The organism is Burkholderia sp. FW306-1C-G01B (assembly GCF_058781685.1).
The window spans coordinates 79,410-104,729 of the sequence record NZ_JBYSWZ010000007.1 but is presented as its reverse complement, the minus strand read 5'-3'; the positions used below and the strand labels follow the sequence as shown (position 1 = coordinate 104,729).

Sequence of the window (25,320 nt, the reverse complement as noted above, 5' to 3'; positions counted from 1 at the left end):
CAGGGATCGCAGAATTTTAACAGGTGCTAATATGCCGCTCAGGCGCCCCGCGTCCGCGAGGCCGGACGCCGGTCTGCCGGCGTTCCCCCCAACCTCGCCGCGCAGGCACAACAAGATGAAAAGGGAATTGTCATGATTACGTTCAAGAGCAAGGCGGCACAGGATCTCGACGTGCTGAAGGATTTCGCCGTGTATGTGCTGGGCCTCGTCGGCAAGCAGCTGGGCGAGCGCGGTGTGATTACGCACGACGAGCTGGACCACGCGATCGCGAAGCTGGAAGGCGCAGTCGCGCAGGCGAAGCAGGCGCGCGCCGAGCACGCCGGCCACTTCCACGAGGACGAAGCCGATCACGCGCACCACGAAGTGCCGCCGAGCCTGGCCCAGCGTGTCGCGCCGTTCCTCACGATGCTGCGCGAGGCGAAAGCCGGCGAAGCCGACGTGCACTGGGGCTTCTGAGCTTCGTTGCCCGGCAGTACGAAAGGTTAGCAAGGCAGGAAAAAGCCCGCTTCCGAGCGGGCTTTTTCTTTTTGTCTGACCAAACGGGCGGTCGGCCGCCCGTCCGCATCGATCAGAGCTGCGGCGCGAGCGCGCGGCGCGCGTCGTCGAGCGACAGCGCCATGCGCCGCGCGTAATCCTCGAGTTGATCCTGCCCGATTTTGCCGACCGAGAAATAGCGGCTGTCCGGATGCGCGAGGTAGAAGCCCGATACGCTTGCGGCCGGCAGCATCGCCAGCGAGTCGGTCACGCTCATGCCGATCTCGTCCGCGTGCAGCACGTCGAACATGTCGCGTTTCACGAGGTGGTCGGGGCAGGCCGGGTAGCCGGGCGCCGGGCGGATGCCTGCGTACTTTTCCGCGATCAGCGCGTCGTTGTCGAGCGTCTCGCCGCTCGCGTAGCCCCACAGCTCGCGTCGCACGCGCGCATGCATCGCCTCGGCGAACGCTTCCGCGAAACGGTCGGCGAGCGCCTTCAGCATGATCGCGCTGTAGTCGTCGTGGTCGGCTTCGAACTGTTTTTCCTTCACGTCGACGCCGAGGCCGGCCGTCACGGCGAACATGCCGATGTAGTCGGCAACGCCCGAGTCCTTCGGCGCGATGAAGTCGGCGAGCGAGCGGTTCGGCCGCATCACGCCGTCGACCACCGGGCGCACGCTCTGCTGGCGCAGGTTGCGCCACGTGAGCAGCACTTCCGAGCGCGATTCGTCGCTGTAGATCTCGATGTCGTCGTCGTTCACGGTGTTCGCCGGCAGCAGCGCGATCACGCCGTTCGCGCTCAGCCAGCGGCCCTGGATCAGGCGCGCGAGCATCGATTTCGCGTCGGAGAACACGCGCCGCGCCGATTCGCCGACGATCTCGTCGTTCAGGATCGCCGGGTACGGGCCAGCCAGGTCCCACGTCTGGAAGAACGGCCCCCAGTCGATGTAGTTCGCGAGTTCGTTCAGGTCGTAGTTCTTGAACACGCGGCGGCCGATGAACTTCGGCTTCACGGGCGCGTAGCCGGCCCAGTCGATCTTCGTCTTGTTCGCGCGCGCCTCGGCGAGCGTGACCATCGGCTGCGCCTTGCGGTTCGCGTGCTGGTCGCGAATGCGTTCGTAGTCGGACTTCAACTCGTCGAGATACTTCGTCGCGCCTTCGTCGGACAGCAGGCTCGACGCGACCGACACCGAGCGCGACGCGTCGGGCACGTAGACGACCGGGCCCTCGTAGTGCGGCGCGATCTTCACGGCCGTGTGCACGCGCGACGTGGTCGCGCCGCCGATCAGCAGCGGGATCTTCTTCACGCGGAAGTAGTCGTCGCGCTGCATTTCGGACGCGACGTACGCCATTTCCTCGAGGCTCGGCGTGATGAGGCCCGACAGCCCGATGATGTCCGCGCCCTCGACCTTCGCCTTCGCGAGGATCTCGTTGCACGGAACCATCACGCCCATGTTGACCACTTCGAAGTTGTTGCACTGGAGCACGACCGACACGATGTTCTTGCCGATGTCGTGCACGTCGCCCTTCACGGTCGCGATGACGATCTTGCCCTTTGCACGCACGTCGCCGCCCGCTTCCGCGAGCAGGCGCTTCTCTTCCTCGATGAACGGGATCAGGTGCGCGACGGCCTGTTTCATCACGCGCGCCGACTTCACGACCTGCGGCAGGAACATCTTGCCCTGGCCGAACAGGTCGCCGACGATGTTCATCCCGTCCATCAGCGGGCCTTCGATCACGTTGATCGGACGGCCGCCGGCCGCGTCGATCTTCGCGCGCACTTCTTCGGTGTCCTCGACGATGAACGTCGTGATGCCGTGCACGAGCGCATGCGAGAGCCGTTTCTCGACCGGCTGGTTGCGCCACTCGAGGTTCTCTTCCTTCTTCGCGCCGCCCGCCTTGAACTTGTCGGCGATCTCGAGCAGGCGGTCGGTGGAATCGGCGCGGCGGTTCAGGATCACGTCCTCGACGCGCTCGCGCAGCTCGGCGTCGAGGTCGGCGTACACGCCGAGCTGGCCGGCGTTCACGATGCCCATGTCCATCCCGGCCTGGATCGCGTGATACAGGAACACGGTGTGGATCGCCTCGCGCACCGGATCGTTGCCGCGGAACGAGAACGACACGTTCGACACGCCGCCGCTCACCTTCGCGTACGGCAGGTTCTGCTTGATCCAGCGGGTCGCCTCGATGAAGTCGACCGCGTAGTTGTTGTGCTCCTCGATGCCGGTCGCGACCGCGAAGATGTTCGGGTCGAAGATGATGTCTTCCGGCGGGAAGCCGACTTCGTTCACGAGGAAGTCGTACGAGCGCTTGCAGATCTCGGTCTTGCGCGCGTACGTATCGGCCTGGCCCTTCTCGTCGAACGCCATCACGACGGCGGCCGCGCCGTAGCGGCGGATCAGGTTCGCGTGGCGGCGGAACGCTTCCTCGCCTTCCTTCAGCGAGATCGAGTTCACGATCGCCTTGCCCTGCACGCACTTGAGGCCGGCCTCGATCACTTCCCATTTCGACGAGTCGATCATGATCGGCACGCGCGCGATGTCCGGCTCCGACGCGATCAGGTTCAGGAAGCGCACCATCGCCGCCTTCGAATCGAGCATCGCCTCGTCCATGTTGATGTCGATCACCTGCGCGCCGTTCTCGACCTGCTGGCGCGCGACGGCGAGCGCCTCGTCGAACTGGCCGTTGAGGATCATCCGCGCGAACGCCTTCGAGCCGGTGACGTTGGTGCGTTCACCGACGTTGATGAAGAGCGTTCCGGACGTGACGTTGAACGGCTCGAGGCCGGCAAGGCGCATCATGTGATCGGTCATGGCGGTGCGAATTCGTGTAATGAAGGGCGTGGGGCGGTCGGGTCAGGCGTTGTCGCTGTACTGGTTCGGCCAGCGGCGCGGCTTCACGTCGGCGAGCGCCTTCGCGATCTCGGCGATGTGCTCGGGCGTCGTGCCGCAGCAGCCGCCCGCGAGGTTCACGAGCCCGGCCTGCGCGAATTCCTTCAGCAGGCCCGACGTGACGTCCGGCGTTTCGTCGAAGCCGGTGTCGCTCATCGGGTTCGGCAGGCCCGCGTTCGGGTAGCACGACACGTAGGTGTCGCACAGCTTCGCGAGCTCGGCGATGTACGGGCGCATCAGCGCCGCGCCGAGCGCGCAGTTCAGGCCGAACGTGAGCGGCTTCGCGTGGCGCAGCGAATTCCAGAACGCCTCGACCGTCTGGCCCGACAGGATCCGGCCCGACGCATCGGTGACGGTGCCCGAGATCATGATCGGCAGGCGCTCGCCGGTGTCCTCGAACAGCTCGTCGAGCGCGAACAGCGCGGCTTTCGCGTTCAGCGTGTCGAAGATCGTCTCGACGAGGAACAGGTCGACGCCGCCGTCGAGCAGCGCCTTCGCCTGCTGGTAGTACGCGTCGCGCAGCTCGTCGAACGTGACGTTGCGGGCGCCCGGATCGTTGACGTCCGGCGAGATGCTCGCCGTTTTCGGCGTCGGCCCGATCGCGCCCGCGACGAAGCGCGGTTTGTCGGGCGTCGCGTATTTCGCGGCCGATTCGCGCGCGAGCTTCGCCGATTCGACGTTCATCTCGACGACGAGATCTTCCATCCCGTAGTCGGCCTGCGCGACCGTCGTCGCGCCGAACGTATTGGTTTCGACGATGTCGGCGCCGGCCGCGAAGTACTGGTCGTGGATCTCGCGGATGATCTGCGGCTGCGTGAGCGACAGCAGCTCGTTGTTGCCCTTGATGTCGCGCGGGAAATCCTTGAAGCGCTCGCCGCGATACGCGGCTTCGTCGAGCTTGTAGCGCTGGATCATCGTGCCCATCGCGCCGTCGAGGATCAGGATGCGCGATTTCAGCAGCGCGGGCAGTTCGGCGCCGCGCGTGTAGGGCGCGTCGAGCGGGACGGAAGCGGCGAGAGGAGTCGCAGACATGGGCGGAGGACCGGCGAAGACGGGAAAACCGTCATTGTAGCCGGTGCGCCTGGCCGCCGCCCGGCCTCGCGCCGGCCGGGGCGCCCGCCAAATGAAAGCCCCCGCCGGCGAACCGGACGGGGGCATGATCGGAGTGCTCGCGGGTGCCGCGTCGGGGCGCGGCGAATGGCCCGGCCGCGAGGCGCCGGGCCGCGGGTCGTCAGTGCAGCACGACGGGCATCATCATCAGGCTGTCGAATTGCCCGAGGAATTCGTCGACTTCGTCGAGCGACGGTTCATCCTCGATCAGTTGCTTCACGTGTGCGCGAAAGCGTTCGGCAAGTTCGCCGTCGATGAAGATCTCGCGCTGCGCGTTCTTGTCGACGATTTCGTATCCGCCGGCATTCATCAGATGATGGCCGGCCTGCGGCGCAAATTCGACGACGCAGTAGTTGGGGCTGTTGTAGATCATTTGCATGGCGGCACTCCTCTTCGCAGTGGCATCTGGCCTTGTTGTCCCCTAGGTGGGGCGAGCCTTGCCGGTTTCAAGGGGCTTGCGCAGCACACCCCGTTCCCGTTGCGTGGGGTGTATCGGTTAGAAGCCGATGTCTATGAAACGTTTCTTATTGTCTGCCGGTGTACTGAAATAGTTGTTAAAGAGTGTCATCGGCCATTTCGCGGAAATCTGTAATCGGTCGAAATTGCCGATCCATGAGCGTTCACTGTGTGATAGGCGACGACGCCGGCGGTGCGGCCGGTTGCGCGGGCGGTTGCACGGTGGCAGGCGGCGCGGGTTGTGCCGGTTCCGCGGACGGTGCGGATGATGCCTCGGGCGTTGCTGCGCCGGAGGGCGCGTTCGTTGCGCTGCCTGCCGGTGCGGCATCGGACGGCGTGGCCGGCGCTGCGAGCCGGCCGTGCCACAGCAGCTCGATCTGCGCGCCGTTCGGTTCGCTCTGCACGAGCCGCGCGGGCAGCCAGCCGAGCGACGGCGCGAGCCACATGTCGATGCGGCGCGTGTCGCCGTCGCGGCGCGGCAGGCGCATGAAATGCCGCGCGTCGATGATGCCGGCCTGCGTCTGCACCTGCTCGTCGCCGATCACCGTGATCGGCCAGGTCTCGCCGCTGTTGTTGTCGATCACGAAGAACTGCTGCGTGACGCCCGGCTTGTAGGCGGACGGGTTGCCGCGCAAGAGCCCCGACAACTGCATCAGCATGCTGAAGCGGTCCTGCACGCCGTCGGGCAGCGGCGCGTTGTTCGGCGTGCGCGTGAACACGACCTGCCGGATCTCGCGGTTGAAGATCGCGATGTCTTCCGGCCGCTTGCCGCGCTTCTCGACGTAACGGTCGGGCGCGACGCCGAACGCGTCGATGCGGCCTTCGCTGCGATAAGTGAACGGGCCGACGAACGGCACGGGCATCGATACCGACAGGTCGTAGGTGTGCCCGTCGGTGCGCCAGTGGATCGTGCCGATCATGTTCTGCATCCCGTTGTAGAACGTGTCGTACTGCAGGTCGCCGGACGGCGGCGCGGCGAACTTCACGCCGCTGGCCGCGGGGCCCGGCGTCGCGGCGCTGCTGGCGCCGGCGGCCGATGCGGCGTGCGCGCCCGATGCACCCGATGCACCCGGTATGCCGCTCGCCGCGGACGCGGCAGCCGGCGGCGGCTCGCCGTGCTCGGCCGTCTGCGTCGACGTGAGGACCGGCTCGGGCGACGGTGCGGGCTTCGGTGCGGCGGCCTTGGGCGTGGCCGCCGCGGGGGCCGCCGGATGCTCGGCCGGCTTCGGCTCGGCCGGCGCGGGCGCGGGCTGGCGCTCGATCGGTTGCGGCTTCAGCAGCTCGATCTGCACGGGGACCTCGGCGGGCGCGGGCGGCGTGAACGATTCGCGATTGCGCATCAGCCAGATCGCGGCGAGCGCGTGCAGCACCAGCACGACGACGAGCGCGACGCCCACGCGCAGCCAGCGGCGGGGCAGGGCGTGACGCGGGCGGATGTCGGCAGGCTGCATGGGCATCGGAACGGGGTCGGGGTGGTCGCGTGACATCGGGCGCGCAGCGCGCGCCACAGGAATCGGACCGTCGGAGGCGCCGCGCGTTCGCGGTGTGCGGCGTGTACCGGGGTGTATCGGGGCGTCTCGCGCGCGTCAGGCGCCGCGCGCGTCGGGACTATAGCCGAGTTCGTAAGACAGTTTCCGCGCGCACGCGCGCAGCGCGGTGTCGATCTCGCCGCCCCACGCAATGTCGAACGAGCCTTCCTGGCCGAGCGCGACGATCGCGAGCGCGAGTTCGCCGACGGCATCGAACACGGGCATGCAGAACGCGTGAATCGTCGGCAGCAGCATCCCTTCGACGCGCGCGGCCTCGTGCTCGCGCACGTCGGCGAGCACCGCGTCGACTTCGTCGAGCGTGCGCGGGCCGCCGTGATGCGGCGAGCGGCGCGTATCGGCGAGTTCGCGCTCGAGCATCGCGGCGGTCTTGCTGCGCGGCAGGTATGCGGCGAACAGCAGCCCGGTCGCGGAACCGAGCAGCGGCATCACGTCGCCGAGCTTCAGCGACGCCTTCGCCGGATGGCTCGATTCCATCCAGTGCACGATCGTCGGCCCCTGGTTGCCCCACACCGCGATGCCGACCGTCTGGTCGAGGCGGTCGCGGAATTCGGTCAGCGCGATCCGCGCGAGCTTCACGCCGTCGACGCGCGCGAGCCGCGCGAGCCCCATCTGCAGCGCGAAGCCGCCGAGCTCGTAGCGGCCCGACACGGGGTCCTGCGACACGACGCCGAGCCGCGAAAAGCTGACCAGGTAGCGGTGCGCCTTCGCAGGACTCATGCCCGCGCGCTGTGCGAGGTCGCGCAGCATCATCGCGCGCGGCTCGCTCGTCAGCACGTCGAGCAGGCGGAAGCCGACCTCGATCGACTGGATGCCGGAACGGACCTTCTCGCCGTGCTCGCCGGAAGCGGCGTCGTCGGTGTCGGAGTCGGCGAGATCGTCGTCGGGAAGCGGGCTGGCGGGCATGGGCAGCGGGTGCGCGAAAATGCGGCAAGGATCGGGGCGAAAACGGCGTGCGCGATCGTGGCGCGCCGCATGGATTCACCATCGTAAAATAGATTCCCTCCATCGTCACTACAACGGCAGATTCCCCTTATGAAACTTGCTTCGCTGAAGGACGGCACGCGCGACGGCCAGCTGATCGTCGTGTCGCGCGACCTGCACACCGCGGCGATCGCCGACGCGATCGCGCCGACGCTGCAGCGCGTCCTCGACGACTGGGCGTTCTACGCGCCGCAGCTGCGCGACCTGTACGACGCGCTGAACCACGGCCGCGCGCGCAACGCGTTCTCGTTCGATCCGGCCAGCTGCATGGCGCCGCTGCCGCGCGCGTTCCAGTGGGCCGACGGCTCCGCGTACGTGAACCACGTCGAGCTCGTGCGCCGCGCGCGCGGCGCAGAGATGCCGCCCGAGTTCTGGACCGATCCGCTGATGTACCAGGGCGGCAGCGACGATTTCCTGGGGCCCCGCGACGACGTCGTGTGCCCGTCCGAGGAATGGGGCATCGATTTCGAGGCGGAAGTCGCGGTGATCACCGGCGACGTGCCGATGAGCGCATCGCCCGACGACGCGCTGAAGGCCGTGCGGCTCGTCACGCTCGTGAACGACGTGTCGCTGCGCAACCTGATTCCCGCCGAGCTCGCGAAGGGCTTTGGCTTCTTCCAGAGCAAGCCGGCCACCGCGTTCGCGCCGGTCGCCGTGACGCCCGACGAGCTCGGCGACGAATGGCGCGAAGGCCGCGTGCACCGGCCGATGATCGTCCACTGGAACGGCAGGAAGGTTGGCCAGCCCGATGCGGGCACCGACATGGTGTTCCACTTCGGCCAGCTGGTCGCGCACGCGGCGAAGACGCGCAACCTGCGCGCCGGCTCGATCGTCGGTTCGGGCACGGTGTCGAACAAGGATGCGAAGCGCGGCTACTGCTGCATCGCCGAGAAGCGCTGCCTCGAGACGATCGAGCAGGGCGCGCCGCAGACCGAATTCATGCGCTACGGCGACACCGTGCGCATCGAGATGTTCGACGCGGCCGGCAAGTCGATCTTCGGCGCGATCGAGCAGTCGGTCGCACCGCCCGACGGCGCGGCGTAAGTCACGCGGGCACGCAGCGCCCGCGCGAAACCCGGCTCCGGCCCGCGCGCCGGGTTTCGCCTGATGTTTGCCCGCGCGGGCTTGGCTACACTCGATTCAAGAGCCTCGAGCAAGGAGCAGGCGCATGGCCGATCTCGCCGCGTACGGCGGTTACGAAGCACTGAAGGTGACGCGCCGCGACCATGGCGTGCTCGACATCGTGATGAGCGGCGAGGGCGCGAACCGCAGCGGCCTCGCGACCGCGAACGCGCGCATGCATCGCGAGCTCGCCGACATCTGGCGCGACGTCGACCGCGATCCCGACACGCGCGTCGCGGTGATCCGCGGCGAAGGCAAGGGTTTTTCGGCGGGCGGCGATCTCGCGCTCGTCGAGGACATGGCGAACGACTTCGACGTGCGCGCCCGCGTGTGGCGCGAGGCGCGCGACCTCGTCTACAACGTGATCAACTGCAGCAAGCCGATCGTGTCGGCGATGCACGGGCCGGCCGTCGGCGCGGGGCTCGTCGCCGGGCTGCTCGCCGACATCTCGATCGCCGCGAAGGATGCACGCATCATCGACGGCCATACGCGGCTCGGCGTCGCGGCCGGCGACCACGCGGCGATCGTGTGGCCGCTGCTGTGCGGGATGGCGAAGGCGAAGTACTACCTGCTGCTGTGCGAGCCCGTGAGCGGCGCGGAGGCCGAGCGGATCGGGCTGGTATCGCTCGCGGTCGAGCCCGCCGACCTGCTGCCGAAGGCATACGAAGTGGCCGAGCGTCTCGCGCACGGTTCGCAGTCGGCGATCCGCTGGACCAAGTACGCGCTGAACAACTGGCTGCGCACGGCCGGGCCGACCTTCGACACGTCGCTCGCGCTCGAATTCATGGGCTTCTCGGGGCCCGACGTGCAGGAAGGCATCCGCTCGCTGCGCGAGCGGCGTCCGCCCGACTTCCCCGGCGACGCGCCGTTCTGACGCGCGCTATGATCGAACCACGCGCGGCTGCGCGACGCATGGCGGCCGCCTCGCTCCCCCAGTCAACCAGGATGCCCGTATGACGACCGATGCCTCCGGCGCCAACCCTTTCGCCGGCTTTGCCGGCTTCAAGCCCGCCGACATGATGGACCGGATGTGGGACATGATGCGGATGTCGCCGTTCGGCGGGATGACGTCGTTTCCGGGCGCCACGCATGGGCTGCCGCCGTCGCTGTCGAGCATGTCCGACATGATGGCGCCGCTCACGAGCGTCGAGGAACTCGACAAGCGGATCACCGATCTGCGCGCGGTCGAGCAATGGCTGAAGCTCAATCTCGGGATGCTGCAGTCCGCGATCCAGGCGCTCGAGGTGCAGCGCGCGACGCTTGCGACGCTGCGCGCGTTCGGCGCGTTCGCGCAAAGCTCGATGTCGGCGGCCGAGGAAGCGGCCATCGCCGCGGCGCAGGCGGCGAAAGCCGCGTCGGCGTCGCCGGGCGATGCGCCGACGCCGACGGACGCCGAGGATGCGCCGCCGGCAGGCGACGACGCACAGCAGGCATTCGACCCGGCCGGCTGGTGGAACCTGCTGCAGTCGCAGTTCAACCAGCTCGCGAGCCTCGCGATGGCGCAGCCGGGCATGCAGCCCGCGGCGGCAGGCGACGTGCCGCCGGACGCGGCCGCCCCGCCGGAGCAGGCCGCGAAGCCGGCACGGGCCGCCGCCAGGCCGCGCAAGCCCGCCGCGAAGCGCGCGAAGCCGGCCGGCTCGGCCGCGGCGAGCGCGGCGGCCGCTTCGTCGCCCGAAACCCGTCCGCCGAAGCGCTCGACGTGACGCGGCACAGTTAGAGCAGGTCGATCATGCGGCTCGCGCTCGTTCTGATGGGAGGCGGCGCGCGTGCCGCCTACCAGGTCGGCGTGCTGAAGGCGCTGGCCGAGATCGCGCTCGAGGCCGATCCGGACCGGCACACGCTGCCGTTCGCGGTCGTGTGCGGCTCGTCGGCCGGCGCGATCAACGCGACGTCGATCGCGAGCCACGCGGACGACTTTTCCCACGGCGTGCGCCGCCTGCTCGAATTCTGGGAGCACCTGCGCCCCGACTACGTGTACCGCACCGACTGGCTCGGCATCGCGGCCGCCGGCGCGCGCTGGCTCGCGACGATGACGTTCGGCTGGGCGGCCCGCCGTTCGCCGCGCGGGCTGCTCGACAACGCGCCGCTCGCGCACCTGTTGCAGCGCGAACTGAGCTTCCACCGGATCGAACAGATGCTCGAGGCGCGCCTGCTGCACGCGCTCGCGGTGACGGCGCTCAGTTATTCGAGCGGCCGGCACCTCACGTTCTACCAGGCGGCCGAACCGATCCAGGCGTGGCGGCGCGCGCAGCGCACCGCGCGGCTCGTCGATCTGTCGGCGTCGCACCTGCTCGCGTCGTCGGCGATTCCGTTCGTGTTCCCGGCCGTGCCGCTCGTGCTCGACGGGCAGATCGAGTACTTCGGCGACGGTTCGATCCGGCAGATCGCGCCGCTGTCGCCGGCGATCCACTTCGGCGCGCACCGGATCGTCGTCGTCGGCGCGGCCGACCCGCGGCCCGAGATTCCGGCCGCGAACGGCGCCGGCCGCGTGCGCGGCTACCCGTCGCTCGCGCAGATCGGCCAGCAGGTGCTTGCGAGCGTGTTCCTCGACTCGATCGGCTCGGACATCGAGCGGATCGAGCACATCAACCGGATGATCGAGCACCTGCCGCACCAGGTCGAGGTCGATAGCGGCTGGCGGCACGTCGACGTGCTCGCGATCGCGCCGTCCGAGCGGATCGAGCTGATCGCCGCGAAGCACCTGAAGCAGATGCCGGCCGCGATGCGCGGGCTGCTCGGCGCGGTCGGCGGCAGCCAGCCGGCCGGCGCGTCGTTCGCGAGCTACCTGCTGTTCGAGGAGGCGTTCACGCGCGAACTGATCGAGCTCGGCTACGGCGACGGGCGCGCGCAGCGCGACACGCTCGCCGGCTGGATCGCGCAGGCGGACGGCGGCAGCGCGCCGGCAGCCGGCACGCCGCCGGAAGACGGGCTCGCGACGGGCGAAATACGGGTCTGATGCGCGCAGATGGCGCGCGGTTGCGTTTTTGCGACGGTCGGGCGCGACCGATCGCCGCACCGGGATTGGCGGGGCGCGACCGGGCAGGCGTCTCGGAAGCGTCATACACGCGTGATATCATGGCCGCCGCCGTATACACCACATCGAGCAGCCCGCCGATCCGGCATCCGCACGGGACCCTACGGGGAACCCGCCTGGGGGCAGGCTCGCCAACGAGCCGGCCAGCGCCGGCCCCCCACTCAGGCAAGCGCGGCCGGTTCCGTTCGAACGGAGCGTGGCTGCGGCGTGCCCAACGGCGGCGGCGCGGCCGCCCGGCTGCCGGACGTGGAATCAGCGTCCGGTCGGTCGGTTTCACGCGTAAAATTACAGTCTTGGCTGCAAAAAGCGCGCTTGGCGCGCTTTCGCAGCAACAGTCACGTTTAGAGAAGTCGCATTGCGCAGAACAGGGGTGGGACCATCATGAACACGATGCTTTATCCGGAACTTTACAGGTCGCTCGAAGCCGTCCGCTGGGACATGGAGAAGGACATTCCGTGGGACAAGTTCGACGCTTCGCTGCTCACCGACGAGCAGGCGAAGACGATCAAGATGAACGCGATCACCGAATGGTCGGCGCTGCCCGCGACGGAAATGTTCCTGCGCGACAACCAGCACGACAGCGACTTTTCCGCGTTCATGAGCGTGTGGTTCTTCGAGGAGCAGAAGCATTCGCTCGTGCTGATGGAATACCTGCGCCGCTTCAAGCCGGACATGGTGCCGACCGAAGAGGAGCTGCACGCGGTGCGCTTCCAGTTCGATCCGGCGCCGCCGCTCGAGACGCTGATGCTGCACTTCTGCGGCGAGATCCGCCTGAACCACTGGTACCGCTGCGCGGCCGACTGGCACACCGAGCCCGTCATCAAGCAGATCTACGAAACGATCTCGCGCGATGAAGCGCGCCACGGCGGCGCGTACCTGCGCTACATGAAGAAGGCGCTGAACAACTGCGGCGACGTCGCGCGTGCCGCGTTCGCGAAGATCGGCGTGTTGATGGCGTCGGCGCGCCGCACCGAGAAGCCGCTGCACCCGACCAACCTGCACGTGAACCAGGCGCTGTTCCCGCGCGACACCGTGCAGTCGCGCCTGCCCGATCCGGAATGGCTCGAGCGCTGGCTCGACGAGCAGATCCGTTTCGACGGCGAGTGGGAAAAGAAGGTCGTCGAGCGCATCCTGCACAACCTGTCGATCCTGTTCGAGCGCACGTTCGCGACCGCGCAGGAACTGAACCGCTATCGCAAGGAAGTCACCGGCCGCCTGCAGGCCGAAAGCGGCCCGTCGTCGGCCGCGCAGCCGGCCTGAGGCCGGCAGGCGCCGCTGCCGGCGTGAATCGCGCCGGCCGCGTTGCGCCGTTCCGCGTCCGTTGCATGAAGCCCGCCCGGCCGGTCCGGCGGGCTTTTTATCTGGCGTCGCCGCCGGGTCTGCCGCACGCGCCATCGTCCATTCCGTCCGATCTCCATCATGTCCGCCACCTTCGAACGCAAGCTGATCACCCGCGACGCCCTCGTCGCCCTGCGCGCGTCGCTGCCGTCGCCCGTCGTGTTCACCAACGGCGTATTCGACATCCTGCATCGCGGCCACGTCACGTATCTCGCCGACGCGAAAGCGCTCGGCGCGTGCCTGATCGTCGGCGTGAACTGCGATGCGTCGGTGCGCATGCTCGGCAAGGGCGACGACCGGCCGATCAACCGCGAGGACGATCGCGCGGCGCTGCTCGCGGCGCTGGAAAGCGTCGACTGGGTCGTGAAGTTCGAGGAACAGACGCCGGTGTCGCTGATCGAGGCCATCCGTCCGGACATCCTCGTGAAGGGCGGCGACTACGACATGGATGCGCTGCCGGAATCGGCGCTCGTGCGCGGCTGGGGCGGCCGCGCGCTGGCGATTCCGTTCGAGCACGACCGCTCGACCACCGCGTTGCTGAAGAAGGTCCGCGCGCAGCAGTCCTGAGCGCGGGCCGGTGCCGTCAGGGCGCGGATGCCGCGAGCGGCTCGGCCGTGACGGCCGCCGGCGCGATCGGGCCGCCGACGGCGGGCTGGTCGGTCGCCTGCGCCAGCGGCGTCACGCGCAGCGCATCGGGCTGCACCTGCCGCGACAGCACGCCCGGTTCGCGCGGGCCGGCTGCCGGCAGCGGCCCGAACACGCCGCGCGCCACCACGAACGCAAGCATGTTGGCGAGAAAGAGAACAGCGATCAGCCAGCGCAGCATCGTCGAAACTCCTTTTCGTTCAGTCGTTCAGTCGGGCCGGCCGCATGGCCGGCTTTTTCGTCGTTTCCGTGACTGTTCTCAACAGTCAGGCAACCCGTGTGCGGCCTTTGCCTCGCGGGCGGCGGGCCGCTTGCAGCGGCGCGTTCCCCCAACGTTCCCGCGACGAAATCCTGCACCGGCATGCGCCGATACCGTCGGCGAGACGGCGAAGCCGACGTAACTCCGTCAATTCTGCGCTGCCGCTTCCGCGGCAATCAGCGCGAGCCCGGACAGGATCAACGCGTCGTGCCGCGTATGCGGCAGCGTCAGCGCGCGCGCGACCTCGTCCGCCGCGCCGCCTGCCAGCACGAGCCGCACGGGTGCCTGCCATGCATCGGCGAGATCGCGCCACGCGCGTTCGATCAGCCCCGCCTGCGCGTACAGGCAGCCTGCCGACAGCGAACGCGGTGTATCGACCTGAAACGGCTCGGCCTGCGCACCTGCGAGCAGGCCGCTCGCGATGTCGGTGGTGAGCGTCGGCAACTGCGCGGTGTGCGTGCCGAGCGCGCGCATCATCAGCGCCCAGCCCGGCGCGATCAGCCCGCCCGTGAAGCGGCCGTCCGCGCGCAGCGCCTCGAGCGTCGTCGCGGTGCCGAACGTCGCGATCAGCAGGTGCTCGCCCGGAAAGGCTGCATGTGCGCCGATCAGGCCGGCCCAGCGGTCGCTGCCGAGCTGTTCGGGCGTCGTATAGCCGTTCGTCACGCCGCATTGCGCGGGGCGCGAGCGTATCGTCGTGCGCGGCAGGCCGGGCCAGCGCGCGTCGAGCAGCGCGTCGATTCGTGCGGCCACGTCGGCGCCCGCGACGTTCGAGATCCATGCGCCGCGCGGACGCGGCAGGTTCGACCAGTCGGGATCGCCGCCGCCGTCGCGTGCGTGGCCGAACGCGCCGGTCTGGACAAGCGTGCGCTGCGCATCGGCGAGCGCCCACTTGATCCGGCTGTTGCCGGCGTCGATCAGCAGGTACGGCTCGTTCATTGTGCTTCGCGCAGCGACACGTCGCCGGCCGCGATCGCCTGCACGCCGTTCGGCGTGTCGAGCAGCAACTGGCCGGTCGCATCGATACCGGTCGCGATGCCGCGCGCGCGTTCGACGCCCTGTTCGAGCAGCACGACTTCGCGCCCCGCGTACGCGTGCAGCGCGTGCCAGCGCGGCAGGAACGGCGCGAGCCCGTCGGCGCCGAACTGCGCGAGCGCGGGCGTGAGCGCGTTCAGCGACGCGGCGAGCGTATCGGTGAGGTTGGCCGATGCGCACGCGATCGACAGCGCGGCAGGCGGCAGCCCGCTCGCGAGCGTCGCGTCGCGCGCGCGCAGCGCGTCGACCTGCGCGGCGACGGCCTCCGCGCCGCGCACGTTGATGCCGAAGCCGATCACGACGGCGGTCGCGCCGGCGGTGGTCCACACGGTTTCGATCAGGATCCCGGCGAGCTTGCCGACGATGCGCGGCGTGCCGTCGTCGGTGGCCATCAGCAGCAGGTCGTTCGGCCATTTGAGCGCGACGCGCATGCGGGCGTCGAGCGGCAGCGTGGCCAGCCCTTCGGCGAGCGCGACGCCGATCGCGATGCTGAGGCCGCCGAGCGCGTCGACGGCGCGCGGCACGATGCAGCCGACCGAGCACAGCAGCGCGTTGCCGGGCTGCGCGAACCACGGGCGGCCCTGCCGGCCGCGGCCGGCCGTCTGCTCGAACGCGACGCGCACGAGCGGCGCGGGCAATGCGTTCGCGCTGCGCGGCAGCGCCTTGAGCCGCGTCGCGACGTCGGCGTTGGTCGAGCCGGTGGCGGCGACGATGTCGAGCGGCCACGCACGCGGCGCGGCGTCCAGGTGCGCGTCGAGCCGGTTGCGCGCGATGTGCGCGTCGCCGGAATCGGGCGTGTCGGAGGAGGTGGGGGCGTTCATGGTGGCTATTGTAGCGACAGGGGGCGGGGGGCGCGTCGGGAAGCGGGGAGGCGTTTGTCGGGGCGCTTGCTTGGATCGTCGCGGCGCGTTGGCGCGAATTTCGTTGCCGCCAAGCGAAGGCGCCGCGTATTCAAGCGGAAGTGCATCGTCAAGCTAAATGAAGTTCGGCCCGCTCTTGTCGGGAGATGGGAAAAACATAGTCGACTCATATAAATTGATTAGGATTTCGAATTCGTCTGATTGATTCCCTTGTTCTGATTGGGCATTTTGGATGCCAACCATTGACGACGGGGAATCCAGATGAGCAACGGGCAAGAGTCGCCAGCATCTTCTTTTACGGTTATCTGTCGGCTTGCTGCGGAAAGCGGCCGGCGTATCCGGGCTGGCGATAAGACAGTCATCGAATCGGGAACGGTTCGTCTTTATACGGATACGAAGCGTTCGGGCGCGACGTTTCGAGGCGAGGCTGCGTGATTCGTTATTTCCTCGCCAAAGGCGACCGGGGCGGTAACGCCGTGATTACGGAAGGGCTGGAGTTCGTCACATGTTCCAATCCACCCCCGCGCGTGCAGATCGCCACGCTCTACATGAAAACCTACTGCGCGGCTTGCAAACAGGAAGGGTTCATCGCGCCGGAAGGTCCGCGTTTGCCTGGTACGGGGCCCAATGGTCAGCAGTGGGCATTGAGCGGCGATGTCAATGTATGCGGATGTAGTCCGCCTCCCGTCTTTTATGCCGAGCGTGGCATGAAGATGATTCTGACGTCACAAGCTGCAACAGCCGCTGAGAAAAACCGACGAATTGCAGAGGTCGATGAAAAAAAGCATACCGTCGCGACACGATCTGACGCTGCTCCAACCTATGACGAACAGGTGCGCGTCTGCATTGGCACCACGCTGCCGCAGAATTATCCGTATTTGATCGAAATGGCCGATGGGCGCACGATCGCCGGGCGCGTCGATACCAACGGTCGGTTGCCCCGAATCCATACCGAGATCTCCGGGAGTTACCAAATATATTGGGGCGAGGATGCGCTTGCCCACAAGGACTGGACGCCATGCCAAACAGCCCGACAACGGTAAGAACGAACACGACGCTCGATTCAATCAAGGGTGTGCAACTGAGGGCGGTAACATTCAAGGAACTGTGGGACGCCTACCCGTCGGGCAATCCCTATAAGAATCCGGCTTATACCAATCAATGCGCCATTCGCATAAGCGTCACCTTTCACCGCGTTGGCATCGAAATGAAGTCTTTTTCGTCGAAACTGGTCAAGCCGCTTGGTGGTCAGTCGAGCATCGGGCGAATCCTCTTGAATGGAAAAGCAACCGCCACGCGCGCCAACGAACTCGGGGAGTGGCTGAGGCTACAGCCTTTCGCGGGTCTGGGGAGGGCGGAAAACGTCACCGGAGACAATTGGAGGGATAGGGTCAAAGGGCGAACTGGCATCATCATGTTTGACGGCTACTGGACTCGCGACGGGGAGGCAGAGAGAAGTGCAAGCGGCGGACATATTGATCTATGGAACGGCGAAAAACTCACGGGATTCGGTACTGGAATTCGAACCCGCTGGAATATCGTGATTCCAGGATTGTGGTCCGATTTTCGTGTTTCGAAAAAAATCTTGTTCTTTCCGATCAAATGAAATTGTTGGGATCCACCATCGGTGCAATTGCTGGTTCGGTCATGGCCACGCTCGTTTGTTGGGGCGGGTTGTATCTGTTCGGCGTTTTGATTCTTCAGGGGAGAGGCAGTCTGTTCGATACGCACCCGCGAGTCGCCAACCTGTTTTTTACCGGTTGGTTTGTATCTGTGGTTGTGGTCTCGGTAATCGGCGGCTGGCGTGGGTGTGTATGGGGGCGAAACCGGGAAAGAAAAAAGCGGAAAGGGGATTGAGGTGCGCTCACCCATGCCCCGCAACCGATTCCGCCTGACGGCGATCGATGAGCGGGGCGTTAGGTCGTGCGCGTCAGGCCGCCCTTGTCCCGATGGCTCGCGCCAGCCGAGCGAGCCGAAGAACCATCGCATCACGTCGCGACAACCGGATGCTTCAGCGCATACCAATGTGCAATTCGCGTGAGTGTTGCCCTGCATCGTGTCGGTGTCGACATGAAGTCGTTTTCGTCGAAGCTGGTCAGGCCGCTCGGTGGGCAGCCGAGTATTGGGAGAATTCTGATCAAGCCTCAGCTATTCCGATTTCGGGAGATCGAATTCAATCTGGTTTTGGGAGATCGAGTGAAGCGATTCGCGATTACGCTTTCTGGAATCTTCGGGGGCTTGCTATTGACTTGGCTCTACCTTGATGCATACAGCCTTATAAGATGGCCGGAAACTTCAGGCACGCCGGCGCGTGGATGCTACGAGATCGACAAATGCCCGATGTCGTGGTGGCAAGGGCTGCTTTTTTTTACGTACTTGTTTGCGCCAGCGGTGTTCTTCTGCGTTGTCAATGCAATAGCGTATCGGCGTTGGTCATGCAAAAGATGGAGTGCAGCGCTCGGAATCGGGACCATACTCGCGGGTCTGCTTTATCTTGAACCTTACGTGTCCCGTTTGCTTTAGCGCTGCTCGCAATGACGGGGCGATCGTTTACCGGCGCCCCGCCAAACGGCTCAATGTTTTTCCATCGGCTCCAGCGCCTTGATGTCTTCCTCGGACGTCATTTCGCAGGCAAGCAGCGTCCTGCCCTTCAGCGCCGGGCCCTGGCGGGCCGACACGAGAATCAGCGCGCCACCCGGGCCGCGGACCGTCAGCCGGCGCGAATAGCCGACGGACGACGCGCCCAGCAGGTGGCCCTTCTCGGGGGCGAGCTGGTAGTGCTGCGCGAGTTCGCCGGCGACTTCGCCTTCGACGAGCACGCCGATCCCGGTACTGGTGAACACGACGTTCTGCGTCGTGAAGCCGTCCCGGCGGATCGGCTCCGGCAGGCGAAAGACCGCGGCGCCCAGCATCGACTCGTCCGGCTTCGGATCGGTTGCCTTCACGGTGTTGTAGATCGCGTCCATCAGATCCGACGTGAACGGCGGCTTGCAGATCGCGGCGTTGAAAATATCGGGATGGGCGGGCGGTGCGGCGAGCGCGACGAACGGGGCGGCGGCGACGGCGCCGAGGGTGGCGCGAAGCCAGGGCAGGCGATCGGACATGGATGCAGTTCTCTCAGGTTTTGTTGTGAGGCTGCATGTTAAGGCATCGTCACACGCCTATCGACCGACGCGGCTCGACCGGTTGGCGGCATGGCGACCGGCGCGCTCGCCTGCGCCCCGCGATCGGTTCCGTTTCCGGGCGATCGATGCGCGGGCCGTCGGGGCGGGCGCGTCACGCAGCCGCTGAGCGGTCGGTTTGCGCCCGCGTGTGCCGCAGAACCGTCATGGCGCGACAACCGGGTGCTTCAGCGCATGCGCGGTCTCGATCCACTGCGCGTGGAATTCGTCCGCGTCGGGCCGGAGCCCCAGCTCGCCGTTGCGATAGGCCATCGCGAGCGTCTGCACGGCTTCCGGCAACTCGTGTTCGGCGGCCCGGCGATACAGCGCGAGCGCGCGCGCCTCGTCGCGCGGCACGCCGCTGCCGTCGCGGTACGCGTTCGCGAGCATGAAGTCCGCGGCCGGGATGTCCGCGCGCGACGCGACGTCGAACCAGTGCGCGGCCTGCACCGGATCGGCGGCGATGCCGTAGCCGCTGCGATAGATCAGCCCGAGGTAATACGCGGCGGCCGGGTCGCCCTGTTCGGCCGCTTCGCCGAGCAGCGCGCGGGCGCGTGCGTAGTCCTTCGGGATGTCGCCGCTGCCGAGCAGCAGTGCCTTGCCGAGCGCGAGCTGCGCGCGCCGCGCAGCCGGTGCGTCAGCCTTGCCGTTCGCCTGCGCGGCGGTTTCCAGCCAGCCGCGCCCCTCGTCGCGCAGCCCCGGTTCGCGCGCGTCGACGAGCGCGATGCCGAGCGCCGCCTGCGCGGCGCCCGACCCGCGACGCGCGAGCGTGCGCAGTTGCGCGAGCGCGTGCGGCTCGGTGGCCTGCGTGACCATCGCCTGCCACTCGTCGAGCTGCGCGGCGCTCGGCGCGGGGCCTGCGCCGCGCAAGCCGGTCGCGGCTACCACGGCCGCGACGGTCACGGCCGCCGCCGCGAGCAGCGCGGCCGGCGGGAGTTTCGCGCGCAGCAGGCGCCGCGCGGCGGCGGCGAAGCCGGTTTCGGCCGGCCGCATCGTCCGGATCGGTTGCATCGCGTGTCTCATTGCGTGAGGTCGATCTCGTAGGTGGCGAGGTTCTTGCCCGAACCGTCGTCGGCCGCGACCTGCGTGATGCCGGCCAGGCCGGCGGCGGCAGCATCGCCGAGGCGGTTCGGCGCGGACGCGAACTGCACGTGCGCGACCGAACTCGCGAGCTTCGTGAAGCGCCAGCTGCGCTGCGCGCCGTCGGCCGTGCGCGTGATCGCGCCGCGCTTCTTGATGAACGAGATCAGCACGTCGCGGTTCGCGTCCGGCGACGCGAAGATCGTCTTGCTGCCGTCGAGGCCCGGGAAGTTGCCGCCGCCGCTCGCGCGGTAGTTGTTGGTCGCGACGATGAACTGCGCGTTCGGGTCGATCGGCGCGCCCTTGTACGTCAGGTTCCTGATCCGGCTACCGAGCGGCTGGGTGACGTCGATCTCGTATGACAGATCGGCCGACGTGAACATGTCGAAGTTGTAGCCGGGGAAGCTGCTGACGAGCTTCTGCACGGTCGCTTGCGTCGGATCGATCCGGTTGAAGCGCTTCGCGGCGGTTTCGAGCCAGTTCTTCACGTCGGCGCCACTCACCTTCACCGCGTACACGGTGTTCGGATACAGGTACAGGTCGGCCGCGTTGTTGATCGCGAGCGCGCCCGGCGCGACGTCGGTGTAGTCGCTGCCGCCGCCGAAGCCGCTCTTGAACGGCGCGCTGACCGACAGCACCGGCAGCGACGCGTATTGCGGCAGGTTCGCCTGCACGTAGGTCTTCACGTAGTCGGCCTGCGCCTCGTTGACGATCTGGATCGCGCCCGGGTCGCCGACATCGGCGAAGTACGAGTTCATCCGGTAGTCGGTCGAGCCGACCGGCGTCTTCACGTAGTCGATCGTCGCCTGGTGCTCGGCGGCGATCGCCGCGGATACCGTCGGGTCGGCCGCGACGTAGGTCTTGTCGGCGTTCTGGATCGGCCGCGCCTCGACGGTCGTCTGCGACTTGTCGACGCTCCACGTCTTGCCGTCGAACTTCAGGCCGAGCTTGATCACGCCGAGGTGCTTGCCCCAGTAGTTGGCCATCACGGTCGGCACGCCGTTGACGGTGCCCTTGACCTTGTCGACGCCCGGCAGGTTGAACTGCGACACGGTGCTGTTCGCGTCCGGGAACACTTGGTGCGAGTGGCCGATCAGCATAGCGTCGATGCCGGACACGGTCGACAGCCACCAGCTTCCGTTTTCCATCGTCGGCGAATACGCGGAATTGTCGAGGCCACCGTGCGAGATCGCGACGACGAGATCCGCGCCCTTCGCGCGCATCTCGGGAATGTACTTCTCGGCGGCTTCCTTCAGGCCGGTCGTGTAGACCTTGCCGTCGAGCCAGCGCTTGTCCCAGCTCATGATCGCGGGCGGCGTGAAGCCGATGATGCCGATCTTCACGGGTGCGCTTACCGTCTTGCCGTCCGGCGTCGTCGCCGTCACCGTACGGGTCAGGATCGTGTACGGCGTGAACAGCGGCGCGTTGGTCTTCGCGCTGATCACGTTCGCGAGCACCTGCGGGAAGTTCGGTCCCGCGCACTTCTTCTGCTGGGCCGGAGCCGGCAGGCCGTCGACCTCGAACGTGTTGCCGGTCACCTGCGACAGGTACGGCAGCCCGTAGTTGAACTCGTGGTTGCCGATCCCGCCGCCGTCGAATTTCGCGGCGTTCATCACCTTGTAGATCGCCAGCGTCTGGTCGCAGCCGATCGGCTTCACGAGCGCCTGGTAGTCCGACAGCGCGGTGCCCTGGATCGTGTCGCCGTTGTCGAGCAGCAGCGTGTTCGGGTACTGCGCGCGCGCCTGCGCGATCAGCGTCGACACCCGCTCGAAGCCGAGCGAATTGTCGGCGGCGAGCTTGAAATAGTCATACGACAACACGTTGGTGTGCAGGTCGGTCGTTTCGAGCAGCGCGAGCGTGGCCGTCGTGCCGACGGGCGCCTGGGCCTGCGACGGCGGCGGGGCGGTGACGTCGTCGCCGCCGCAGCCGGCGAGGGCAAAGGCCAGGCTGGCGAGCGCGGCGGCGGCCGGTACGCGGCGGCGGGAAAGCGGGGGGAAACGCATCGGTTGTCCTGTTTAGTGTTCTGTTATGGCGAGGTGCGCAACGAAATGGCGGCGCGGGGCGCCGACGGCCTGAGGTGCGGCGCGTGAGAGTATCGAAAGGAAACGTGACGGAAGAATGAAAGGCGATGATGCCGGCAGCGGGCCGCGCTGTGCGGTGGCCTCCGGGCAGGCCCGGGCCGGGCGCTCTCGGCCGGGCGCCCCCGGCCGGGCGCCCCCACCGACATCCTCACGTCGCTGCGCCGGGCGGTTCGCTACAATGGCCGCTGTCATCCTTTTGCAAACAACCTGCCCTTGGACTTCGAGACTCCTCCCGGCCTGTCGGTCGACGCCGGCAGCCAGGGCCAGACGGTGCGCCTGACCGGCCAGTGGACCGCGATCGCGCTTGCGCGCAATCGCGGCGCGGTCGCGCGCCGCGTCGCGAGCATCGGGTCCGGGCGCGTGAGCGAATGGGATCTGTCCGGCATCGAGCGGCTCGACCACGTCGGCGGCCAGGCGCTGTGGCGCGTGTGGGGCCGCAAGCTGCCGGCCGGCGTCGCGCTGAGCGACACGCAGCGCACGATCTTCGAGCGCATCGAGCGGCTCGACAGCGGGCGCGAGGCGCCCGAGCGCGTCGTGCGCGTCGATCCCGTCACGCGGCTCGGCCAGGCGATCTTCACGTTCGGCGAACACCTGCAGGGCGGCATCGCGATGTTCGGCCTCGTGATCCTCGACGCGCTGTCGGTGCTGCGCCGTCCGCAGATCATGCCGTGGAAGGAAACCTCGGCGAACATCTACAGCGCCGGCGCGCAGGCGCTGCCGATCACCGCGCTCGTCGCGTTCCTGATCGGCATCGTGCTCAGCTACCTGTCCGCGCAGCAGCTGCAGATGTTCGGCGCGAACCGCTACATCGTGAACATCCTCGGGCTGTCGGTGATCCGCGAGCTCGGCCCCGTGCTGTCGGCGATCCTCGTCGCGGGCCGCTCGGGCTCGGCGATCACCGCGCAGATCGGCGTGATGCGCGTGACCGAGGAGCTCGACGCGATGCGCGTGATGGGCATCCCGCACGGGCTGCGGCTGGTCCTGCCGCGCGTGCTTGCACTCGGCGTCGCGATGCCGCTGCTCGTGATGTGGACCAACATCATCGCGCTGACGGGCGGCGCGCTCGCCGCGAAGCTCGTGCTCGGGATCGACGTCAACTATTTCGTGCGCTCGCTGCCGGGCGTCGTGCCGATCGCGAACCTGTACATCGGCGTCGGCAAGGGCGTCGTGTTCGGCATGCTGATCGCGCTGGTCGCCTGCCATTTCGGCTTCCGGATCAAGGCGAACTCGCAGAGCCTCGGCGAAGGGACGACCACGTCGGTCGTGTCGTCGATCACGGTCGTGATCCTCGCCGACGCGGTGTTCGCGATCCTGTTCCAGAACGTGGGGCTCGGATGAACGCATCGAACGAATCGGCGGCGGGTGCCGCGCCCGCCCACGCCGCGGCCGTCGGTGTCGCGGCGGTCGGCGCACAGCCGGCCTCTGCGGCGGAGGCCGGCGACCTCGTGATCGAGGTGCGCAACCTGACCAAGCGCTACGGGCGCAACATCATTCACCAGAAGCTCGACTTCGACGTGCGGCGCGGCGAGATCGTGTCGGTCGTCGGCGGCTCGGGCTCCGGCAAGACGACGCTCGTGCGCCAGATCCTCGGCCTCGAGCGACCGACGTCGGGCACGATCAAGGTGTTCGGCGAGGATACCGCGACGATCGACGACGCGAGCGCGCGGATGATGCGCACGCGCTCGGGGATGCTGTTCCAGCAGGGCGCGCTGTTCTCGTCGATGACGGTGTTCGACAACGTCGCGCAGCCGCTGCGAGAGCTCGGCCGCGTGCCGCCGGACCTGCTGCACGACATCGTGATGCTGAAGCTCGAGATGGTCGGGCTGCCGTGCAAGCACGCGTCGAAGATGCCGGCCGCGCTGTCGGGCGGGATGGTGAAGCGGGTCGGCATCGCGCGCGCGATCGCGCTCGAGCCCGAGCTGCTGTTCCTCGACGAGCCGACGGCCGGCCTCGATCCGCAGGCGTCCGACGAGTTCGTCGAGCTGATCGCGACGCTGCACCGCACGCTCGGGCTGACCGTCGTGATGATCACGCACGATCTCGACACGATGGTCGCGCTGTCGACGCGCGTCGCGGTGCTGGCCGACCGCAAGGTGCTGGTCGCCGCGCCGGTCGAGGAGGTCGCGAACGTCGACCATCCGTTCATCCACGAATATTTCCTGGGGCTGCGCGGGCGCCGCGCATTGCAGGCGCTGCCGCCCGAGCGGCGCGCGAAGCTGCCGAAGGCGGCCCTCGAACCGGCGCTGTCGAGCGTCGATCTGTAGGCAAGGCAAGGAGCAAGGAACCCGCGAATGGAAAACAAATCACATGCGTTCTGGGCCGGCCTGTTCACGATCGCGCTGACGCTCGCGATCGCGGGCACCGTGTTCTGGTTCAACGTCGACCGCACCGTGCGCGTGCCGTACGACCTGCTCGCGCGCACCAACGTGACGGGGCTGTTCCCGGACGCGGCCGTGCGCTTTCGCGGTCTCGACGTCGGCAAGGTACAGTCGATCGGTTTCGACCGCACGCACCCGGGCCAGATCCGGATCCGGATTCTCGTCGACCACGACGCGCCGATCACGCAGTCGACCTACGGCAGCCTCGGCTTCCAGGGCGTGACGGGCATCGCGTTCGTGCAGCTCGAGGATACGGGCCGCGACCTGGCGCCGCTGCCGTCGTCGCCGAAGGCGATTGCGCAGATCCCGATGCGGCCGAGCCTGTTCGACCAGATCCAGGAGCGCGGCGACGTGCTGCTGCGGCAGCTCGAACTGGCCGCGAAAAGCGCGAACGCGCTGATGTCGCCCGAGATGCGCGAGCAGTTGCGCGCGACGGCCGAAAGCCTGCAGCACGCGGCCGATGGCGCGACGACGCTGTCGAAGCAACTCGCCCCGGCCGTCGCCGCGCTACCGGAAACGATGCACCAGGTGAACCGCACGATGGCGTCGGCGAACACGCTGCTGCAGCCGAACGGGCCGCTCGTGTCGAACCTGAACAAGGCCGGCACGGCCGCCGAGCAGGTCGGCGTCGCGCTGAACGATCTCAACGCGCGCGTGCAGTACGACACGCTGCCGCGCTTCAATGCGCTGGCCGGCAGCGTCGGCGACGCGTCGCAGCAATTGAAGGACGTCGCCGGTGAACTCGGCCGCAACCCGCGCAGTCTGTTGTTCGGTTCGCCCGGCGCGGCGCCGGGGCCCGGCGAAGCGGGCTTCGTCTGGCCGGGTGCGACGGCCGGGAAGTGAAGCAGGCCGGAAACCCGTCGATCGCC

Annotated in this window: 23 protein-coding genes and 1 pseudogene; 13 read left to right on the top strand and 11 right to left on the bottom strand. The window is 67.8% G+C overall.

Annotated features, from left to right (window positions below):
• Window positions 1-132: 132 nt before the first annotated feature.
• On the top strand, window positions 133-456 hold the full coding sequence (locus tag AC3WLY_RS15635; RefSeq protein WP_034179168.1) for a DUF1840 domain-containing protein: 324 nt from the start codon (window positions 133-135) through the stop codon (window positions 454-456).
• 112 nt (window positions 457-568) lie between these two features.
• Here AC3WLY_RS15635 and metH read toward each other — a convergent pair whose 3' ends face one another.
• The 5 genes from metH to AC3WLY_RS15610 all read right to left on the bottom strand — a co-directional run bounded on the left by metH (window position 569) and on the right by AC3WLY_RS15610 (window position 7,383).
• Window positions 569-3,286: a methionine synthase gene (gene metH / locus AC3WLY_RS15630; protein WP_425131620.1), complete on the bottom strand. Its 2,718-nt coding sequence runs from the start codon at window positions 3,284-3,286 to the stop codon at window positions 569-571.
• Between the two features lie 42 nt (window positions 3,287-3,328).
• On the bottom strand, window positions 3,329-4,396 hold the full coding sequence (locus AC3WLY_RS15625; RefSeq protein ID WP_492310233.1) for a homocysteine S-methyltransferase family protein: 1,068 nt from the start codon (window positions 4,394-4,396) through the stop codon (window positions 3,329-3,331).
• A 199-nt stretch (window positions 4,397-4,595) separates the two neighbouring features.
• The gene (locus tag AC3WLY_RS15620) at window positions 4,596-4,853 is read right to left on the bottom strand and encodes a BTH_I0359 family protein (protein ID WP_006477667.1); all 258 of its coding nucleotides are present in this window, start codon (window positions 4,851-4,853) and stop codon (window positions 4,596-4,598) included.
• A gap of 241 nt (window positions 4,854-5,094) precedes the next feature.
• The gene (locus AC3WLY_RS15615) at window positions 5,095-6,387 is read right to left on the bottom strand and encodes a DUF3108 domain-containing protein (protein ID WP_492310234.1); all 1,293 of its coding nucleotides are present in this window, start codon (window positions 6,385-6,387) and stop codon (window positions 5,095-5,097) included.
• A 129-nt stretch (window positions 6,388-6,516) separates the two neighbouring features.
• Window positions 6,517-7,383: an IclR family transcriptional regulator gene (locus tag AC3WLY_RS15610; RefSeq protein ID WP_175963800.1), complete on the bottom strand. Its 867-nt coding sequence runs from the start codon at window positions 7,381-7,383 to the stop codon at window positions 6,517-6,519.
• Window positions 7,384-7,512: 129 nt separating this feature from the next.
• Here AC3WLY_RS15610 and AC3WLY_RS15605 point away from each other — a divergent pair, with 129 nt between their 5' ends.
• The 6 genes from AC3WLY_RS15605 to rfaE2 all read left to right on the top strand — a co-directional run bounded on the left by AC3WLY_RS15605 (window position 7,513) and on the right by rfaE2 (window position 13,522).
• Window positions 7,513-8,505 carry a fumarylacetoacetate hydrolase family protein gene (locus AC3WLY_RS15605; RefSeq protein WP_072437331.1) on the top strand — a complete coding sequence of 331 codons (993 nt, stop codon included), beginning with the start codon at window positions 7,513-7,515 and terminating at the stop codon, window positions 8,503-8,505.
• A gap of 124 nt (window positions 8,506-8,629) precedes the next feature.
• On the top strand, window positions 8,630-9,457 hold the full coding sequence (locus AC3WLY_RS15600) for an enoyl-CoA hydratase/isomerase family protein (RefSeq protein ID WP_047899145.1): 828 nt from the start codon (window positions 8,630-8,632) through the stop codon (window positions 9,455-9,457).
• A 79-nt stretch (window positions 9,458-9,536) separates the two neighbouring features.
• Window positions 9,537-10,286: a PhaM family polyhydroxyalkanoate granule multifunctional regulatory protein gene (locus tag AC3WLY_RS15595; RefSeq protein WP_492310235.1), complete on the top strand. Its 750-nt coding sequence runs from the start codon at window positions 9,537-9,539 to the stop codon at window positions 10,284-10,286.
• A gap of 26 nt (window positions 10,287-10,312) precedes the next feature.
• A complete protein-coding gene (locus AC3WLY_RS15590; RefSeq protein ID WP_425133417.1) occupies window positions 10,313-11,539 on the top strand; it encodes a patatin-like phospholipase family protein in 1,227 nt (408 codons plus the stop codon).
• A gap of 459 nt (window positions 11,540-11,998) precedes the next feature.
• Window positions 11,999-12,877, top strand: a complete 879-nt coding sequence (locus AC3WLY_RS15585; RefSeq protein ID WP_034189181.1) for a ferritin family protein — start codon at window positions 11,999-12,001, stop codon at window positions 12,875-12,877.
• Between the two features lie 159 nt (window positions 12,878-13,036).
• Window positions 13,037-13,522 (top strand): D-glycero-beta-D-manno-heptose 1-phosphate adenylyltransferase, encoded by a 486-nt coding sequence (gene rfaE2 / locus AC3WLY_RS15580; RefSeq protein WP_072437326.1) that lies wholly within the window; start codon window positions 13,037-13,039, stop codon window positions 13,520-13,522.
• 16 nt (window positions 13,523-13,538) lie between these two features.
• On the opposite strand, the gene AC3WLY_RS15575 is transcribed toward rfaE2, so the two are convergent.
• The 3 genes from AC3WLY_RS15575 to AC3WLY_RS15565 all read right to left on the bottom strand — a co-directional run bounded on the left by AC3WLY_RS15575 (window position 13,539) and on the right by AC3WLY_RS15565 (window position 15,712).
• Window positions 13,539-13,781, bottom strand: a complete 243-nt coding sequence (locus AC3WLY_RS15575) for a hypothetical protein (protein WP_175963805.1) — start codon at window positions 13,779-13,781, stop codon at window positions 13,539-13,541.
• 225 nt (window positions 13,782-14,006) lie between these two features.
• Complete coding sequence (locus tag AC3WLY_RS15570; RefSeq protein ID WP_310135379.1) at window positions 14,007-14,795, bottom strand: type III pantothenate kinase; 789 nt, start codon at window positions 14,793-14,795, stop codon at window positions 14,007-14,009.
• Entirely contained in the window at window positions 14,792-15,712 is a 921-nt protein-coding gene (locus AC3WLY_RS15565; protein ID WP_310135375.1) for a biotin--[acetyl-CoA-carboxylase] ligase, read from the bottom strand. The genes AC3WLY_RS15570 and AC3WLY_RS15565 overlap by 4 nt, the downstream gene beginning before the upstream one ends.
• A 470-nt stretch (window positions 15,713-16,182) precedes the next feature.
• Here AC3WLY_RS15565 and AC3WLY_RS15560 point away from each other — a divergent pair, with 470 nt between their 5' ends.
• The 3 genes and pseudogenes from AC3WLY_RS15560 to AC3WLY_RS15550 all read left to right on the top strand — a co-directional run.
• On the top strand, window positions 16,183-16,794 hold the full coding sequence (locus tag AC3WLY_RS15560; RefSeq protein WP_244137436.1) for a PAAR domain-containing protein: 612 nt from the start codon (window positions 16,183-16,185) through the stop codon (window positions 16,792-16,794).
• Window positions 16,770-17,357, top strand: coding sequence for a type VI secretion system amidase effector protein Tae4 (locus AC3WLY_RS15555; RefSeq protein WP_175963808.1), 588 nt, complete (start codon window positions 16,770-16,772; stop codon window positions 17,355-17,357). The genes AC3WLY_RS15560 and AC3WLY_RS15555 overlap by 25 nt, the downstream gene beginning before the upstream one ends.
• A gap of 416 nt (window positions 17,358-17,773) precedes the next feature.
• Window positions 17,774-17,890: pseudogene (locus AC3WLY_RS15550) on the top strand (type VI secretion system amidase effector protein Tae4); the annotation flags it as partial.
• Between the two features lie 434 nt (window positions 17,891-18,324).
• Here AC3WLY_RS15550 and AC3WLY_RS15545 read toward each other — a convergent pair.
• From AC3WLY_RS15545 to AC3WLY_RS15535, 3 genes are all read right to left on the bottom strand, one after another.
• Complete coding sequence (locus tag AC3WLY_RS15545) at window positions 18,325-18,855, bottom strand: hypothetical protein (protein WP_175963809.1); 531 nt, start codon at window positions 18,853-18,855, stop codon at window positions 18,325-18,327.
• Window positions 18,856-19,077: 222 nt separating this feature from the next.
• Window positions 19,078-19,923, bottom strand: a complete 846-nt coding sequence (locus tag AC3WLY_RS15540; RefSeq protein WP_175963810.1) for a tetratricopeptide repeat protein — start codon at window positions 19,921-19,923, stop codon at window positions 19,078-19,080.
• A gap of 8 nt (window positions 19,924-19,931) precedes the next feature.
• Window positions 19,932-21,995 carry a bifunctional 2',3'-cyclic-nucleotide 2'-phosphodiesterase/3'-nucleotidase gene (locus tag AC3WLY_RS15535; RefSeq protein WP_492310301.1) on the bottom strand — a complete coding sequence of 688 codons (2,064 nt, stop codon included), beginning with the start codon at window positions 21,993-21,995 and terminating at the stop codon, window positions 19,932-19,934.
• A gap of 291 nt (window positions 21,996-22,286) precedes the next feature.
• On the opposite strand from AC3WLY_RS15535, the gene AC3WLY_RS15530 reads away from it, so the two are divergent.
• From AC3WLY_RS15530 to AC3WLY_RS15520, 3 genes are read left to right on the top strand one after another with little or no spacing between them, the layout of a single operon-like run.
• On the top strand, window positions 22,287-23,411 hold the full coding sequence (locus tag AC3WLY_RS15530; protein ID WP_175963812.1) for an MlaE family ABC transporter permease: 1,125 nt from the start codon (window positions 22,287-22,289) through the stop codon (window positions 23,409-23,411).
• A complete protein-coding gene (locus tag AC3WLY_RS15525; protein WP_175963813.1) occupies window positions 23,408-24,337 on the top strand; it encodes an ABC transporter ATP-binding protein in 930 nt (309 codons plus the stop codon). Before AC3WLY_RS15530 ends, AC3WLY_RS15525 begins: the two co-directional genes overlap by 4 nt.
• Before the next feature lie 27 nt (window positions 24,338-24,364).
• Window positions 24,365-25,294, top strand: a complete 930-nt coding sequence (locus AC3WLY_RS15520; protein ID WP_105389601.1) for an MlaD family protein — start codon at window positions 24,365-24,367, stop codon at window positions 25,292-25,294.
• The last annotated feature ends 26 nt before the right edge of the window (window positions 25,295-25,320 follow it).

Bases quoted from the DNA above. Each gene is read 5' to 3' on its own strand.
- AC3WLY_RS15590 (WP_425133417.1), top strand. From the start codon at position 10,313: ATGCGGCTCGCGCTCGTTCTGATGGGAGGCGGCGCGCGTGCCGCCTAC.
- AC3WLY_RS15555 (WP_175963808.1), top strand. From the start codon at position 16,770: ATGCCAAACAGCCCGACAACGGTAAGAACGAACACGACGCTCGATTCA.
- AC3WLY_RS15605 (WP_072437331.1), top strand. From the start codon at position 7,513: ATGAAACTTGCTTCGCTGAAGGACGGCACGCGCGACGGCCAGCTGATC.
- AC3WLY_RS15520 (WP_105389601.1), top strand. From the start codon at position 24,365: ATGGAAAACAAATCACATGCGTTCTGGGCCGGCCTGTTCACGATCGCG.
- AC3WLY_RS15610 (WP_175963800.1), bottom strand. From the start codon at position 7,383: ATGCCCGCCAGCCCGCTTCCCGACGACGATCTCGCCGACTCCGACACC.
- AC3WLY_RS15535 (WP_492310301.1), bottom strand. From the start codon at position 21,995: ATGCGTTTCCCCCCGCTTTCCCGCCGCCGCGTACCGGCCGCCGCCGCG.
- AC3WLY_RS15545 (WP_175963809.1), bottom strand. From the start codon at position 18,855: ATGTCCGATCGCCTGCCCTGGCTTCGCGCCACCCTCGGCGCCGTCGCC.
- AC3WLY_RS15600 (WP_047899145.1), top strand. From the start codon at position 8,630: ATGGCCGATCTCGCCGCGTACGGCGGTTACGAAGCACTGAAGGTGACG.
- AC3WLY_RS15565 (WP_310135375.1), bottom strand. From the start codon at position 15,712: ATGAACGCCCCCACCTCCTCCGACACGCCCGATTCCGGCGACGCGCAC.
- AC3WLY_RS15540 (WP_175963810.1), bottom strand. From the start codon at position 19,923: ATGCAACCGATCCGGACGATGCGGCCGGCCGAAACCGGCTTCGCCGCC.
- rfaE2 (WP_072437326.1), top strand. From the start codon at position 13,037: ATGTCCGCCACCTTCGAACGCAAGCTGATCACCCGCGACGCCCTCGTC.
- AC3WLY_RS15525 (WP_175963813.1), top strand. From the start codon at position 23,408: ATGAACGCATCGAACGAATCGGCGGCGGGTGCCGCGCCCGCCCACGCC.
- AC3WLY_RS15635 (WP_034179168.1), top strand. From the start codon at position 133: ATGATTACGTTCAAGAGCAAGGCGGCACAGGATCTCGACGTGCTGAAG.
- AC3WLY_RS15620 (WP_006477667.1), bottom strand. From the start codon at position 4,853: ATGCAAATGATCTACAACAGCCCCAACTACTGCGTCGTCGAATTTGCG.
- AC3WLY_RS15595 (WP_492310235.1), top strand. From the start codon at position 9,537: ATGACGACCGATGCCTCCGGCGCCAACCCTTTCGCCGGCTTTGCCGGC.
- AC3WLY_RS15575 (WP_175963805.1), bottom strand. From the start codon at position 13,781: ATGCTGCGCTGGCTGATCGCTGTTCTCTTTCTCGCCAACATGCTTGCG.
- metH (WP_425131620.1), bottom strand. From the start codon at position 3,286: ATGACCGATCACATGATGCGCCTTGCCGGCCTCGAGCCGTTCAACGTC.
- AC3WLY_RS15625 (WP_492310233.1), bottom strand. From the start codon at position 4,396: ATGTCTGCGACTCCTCTCGCCGCTTCCGTCCCGCTCGACGCGCCCTAC.
- AC3WLY_RS15585 (WP_034189181.1), top strand. From the start codon at position 11,999: ATGAACACGATGCTTTATCCGGAACTTTACAGGTCGCTCGAAGCCGTC.
- AC3WLY_RS15615 (WP_492310234.1), bottom strand. From the start codon at position 6,387: ATGCCCATGCAGCCTGCCGACATCCGCCCGCGTCACGCCCTGCCCCGC.
- AC3WLY_RS15570 (WP_310135379.1), bottom strand. From the start codon at position 14,795: ATGAACGAGCCGTACCTGCTGATCGACGCCGGCAACAGCCGGATCAAG.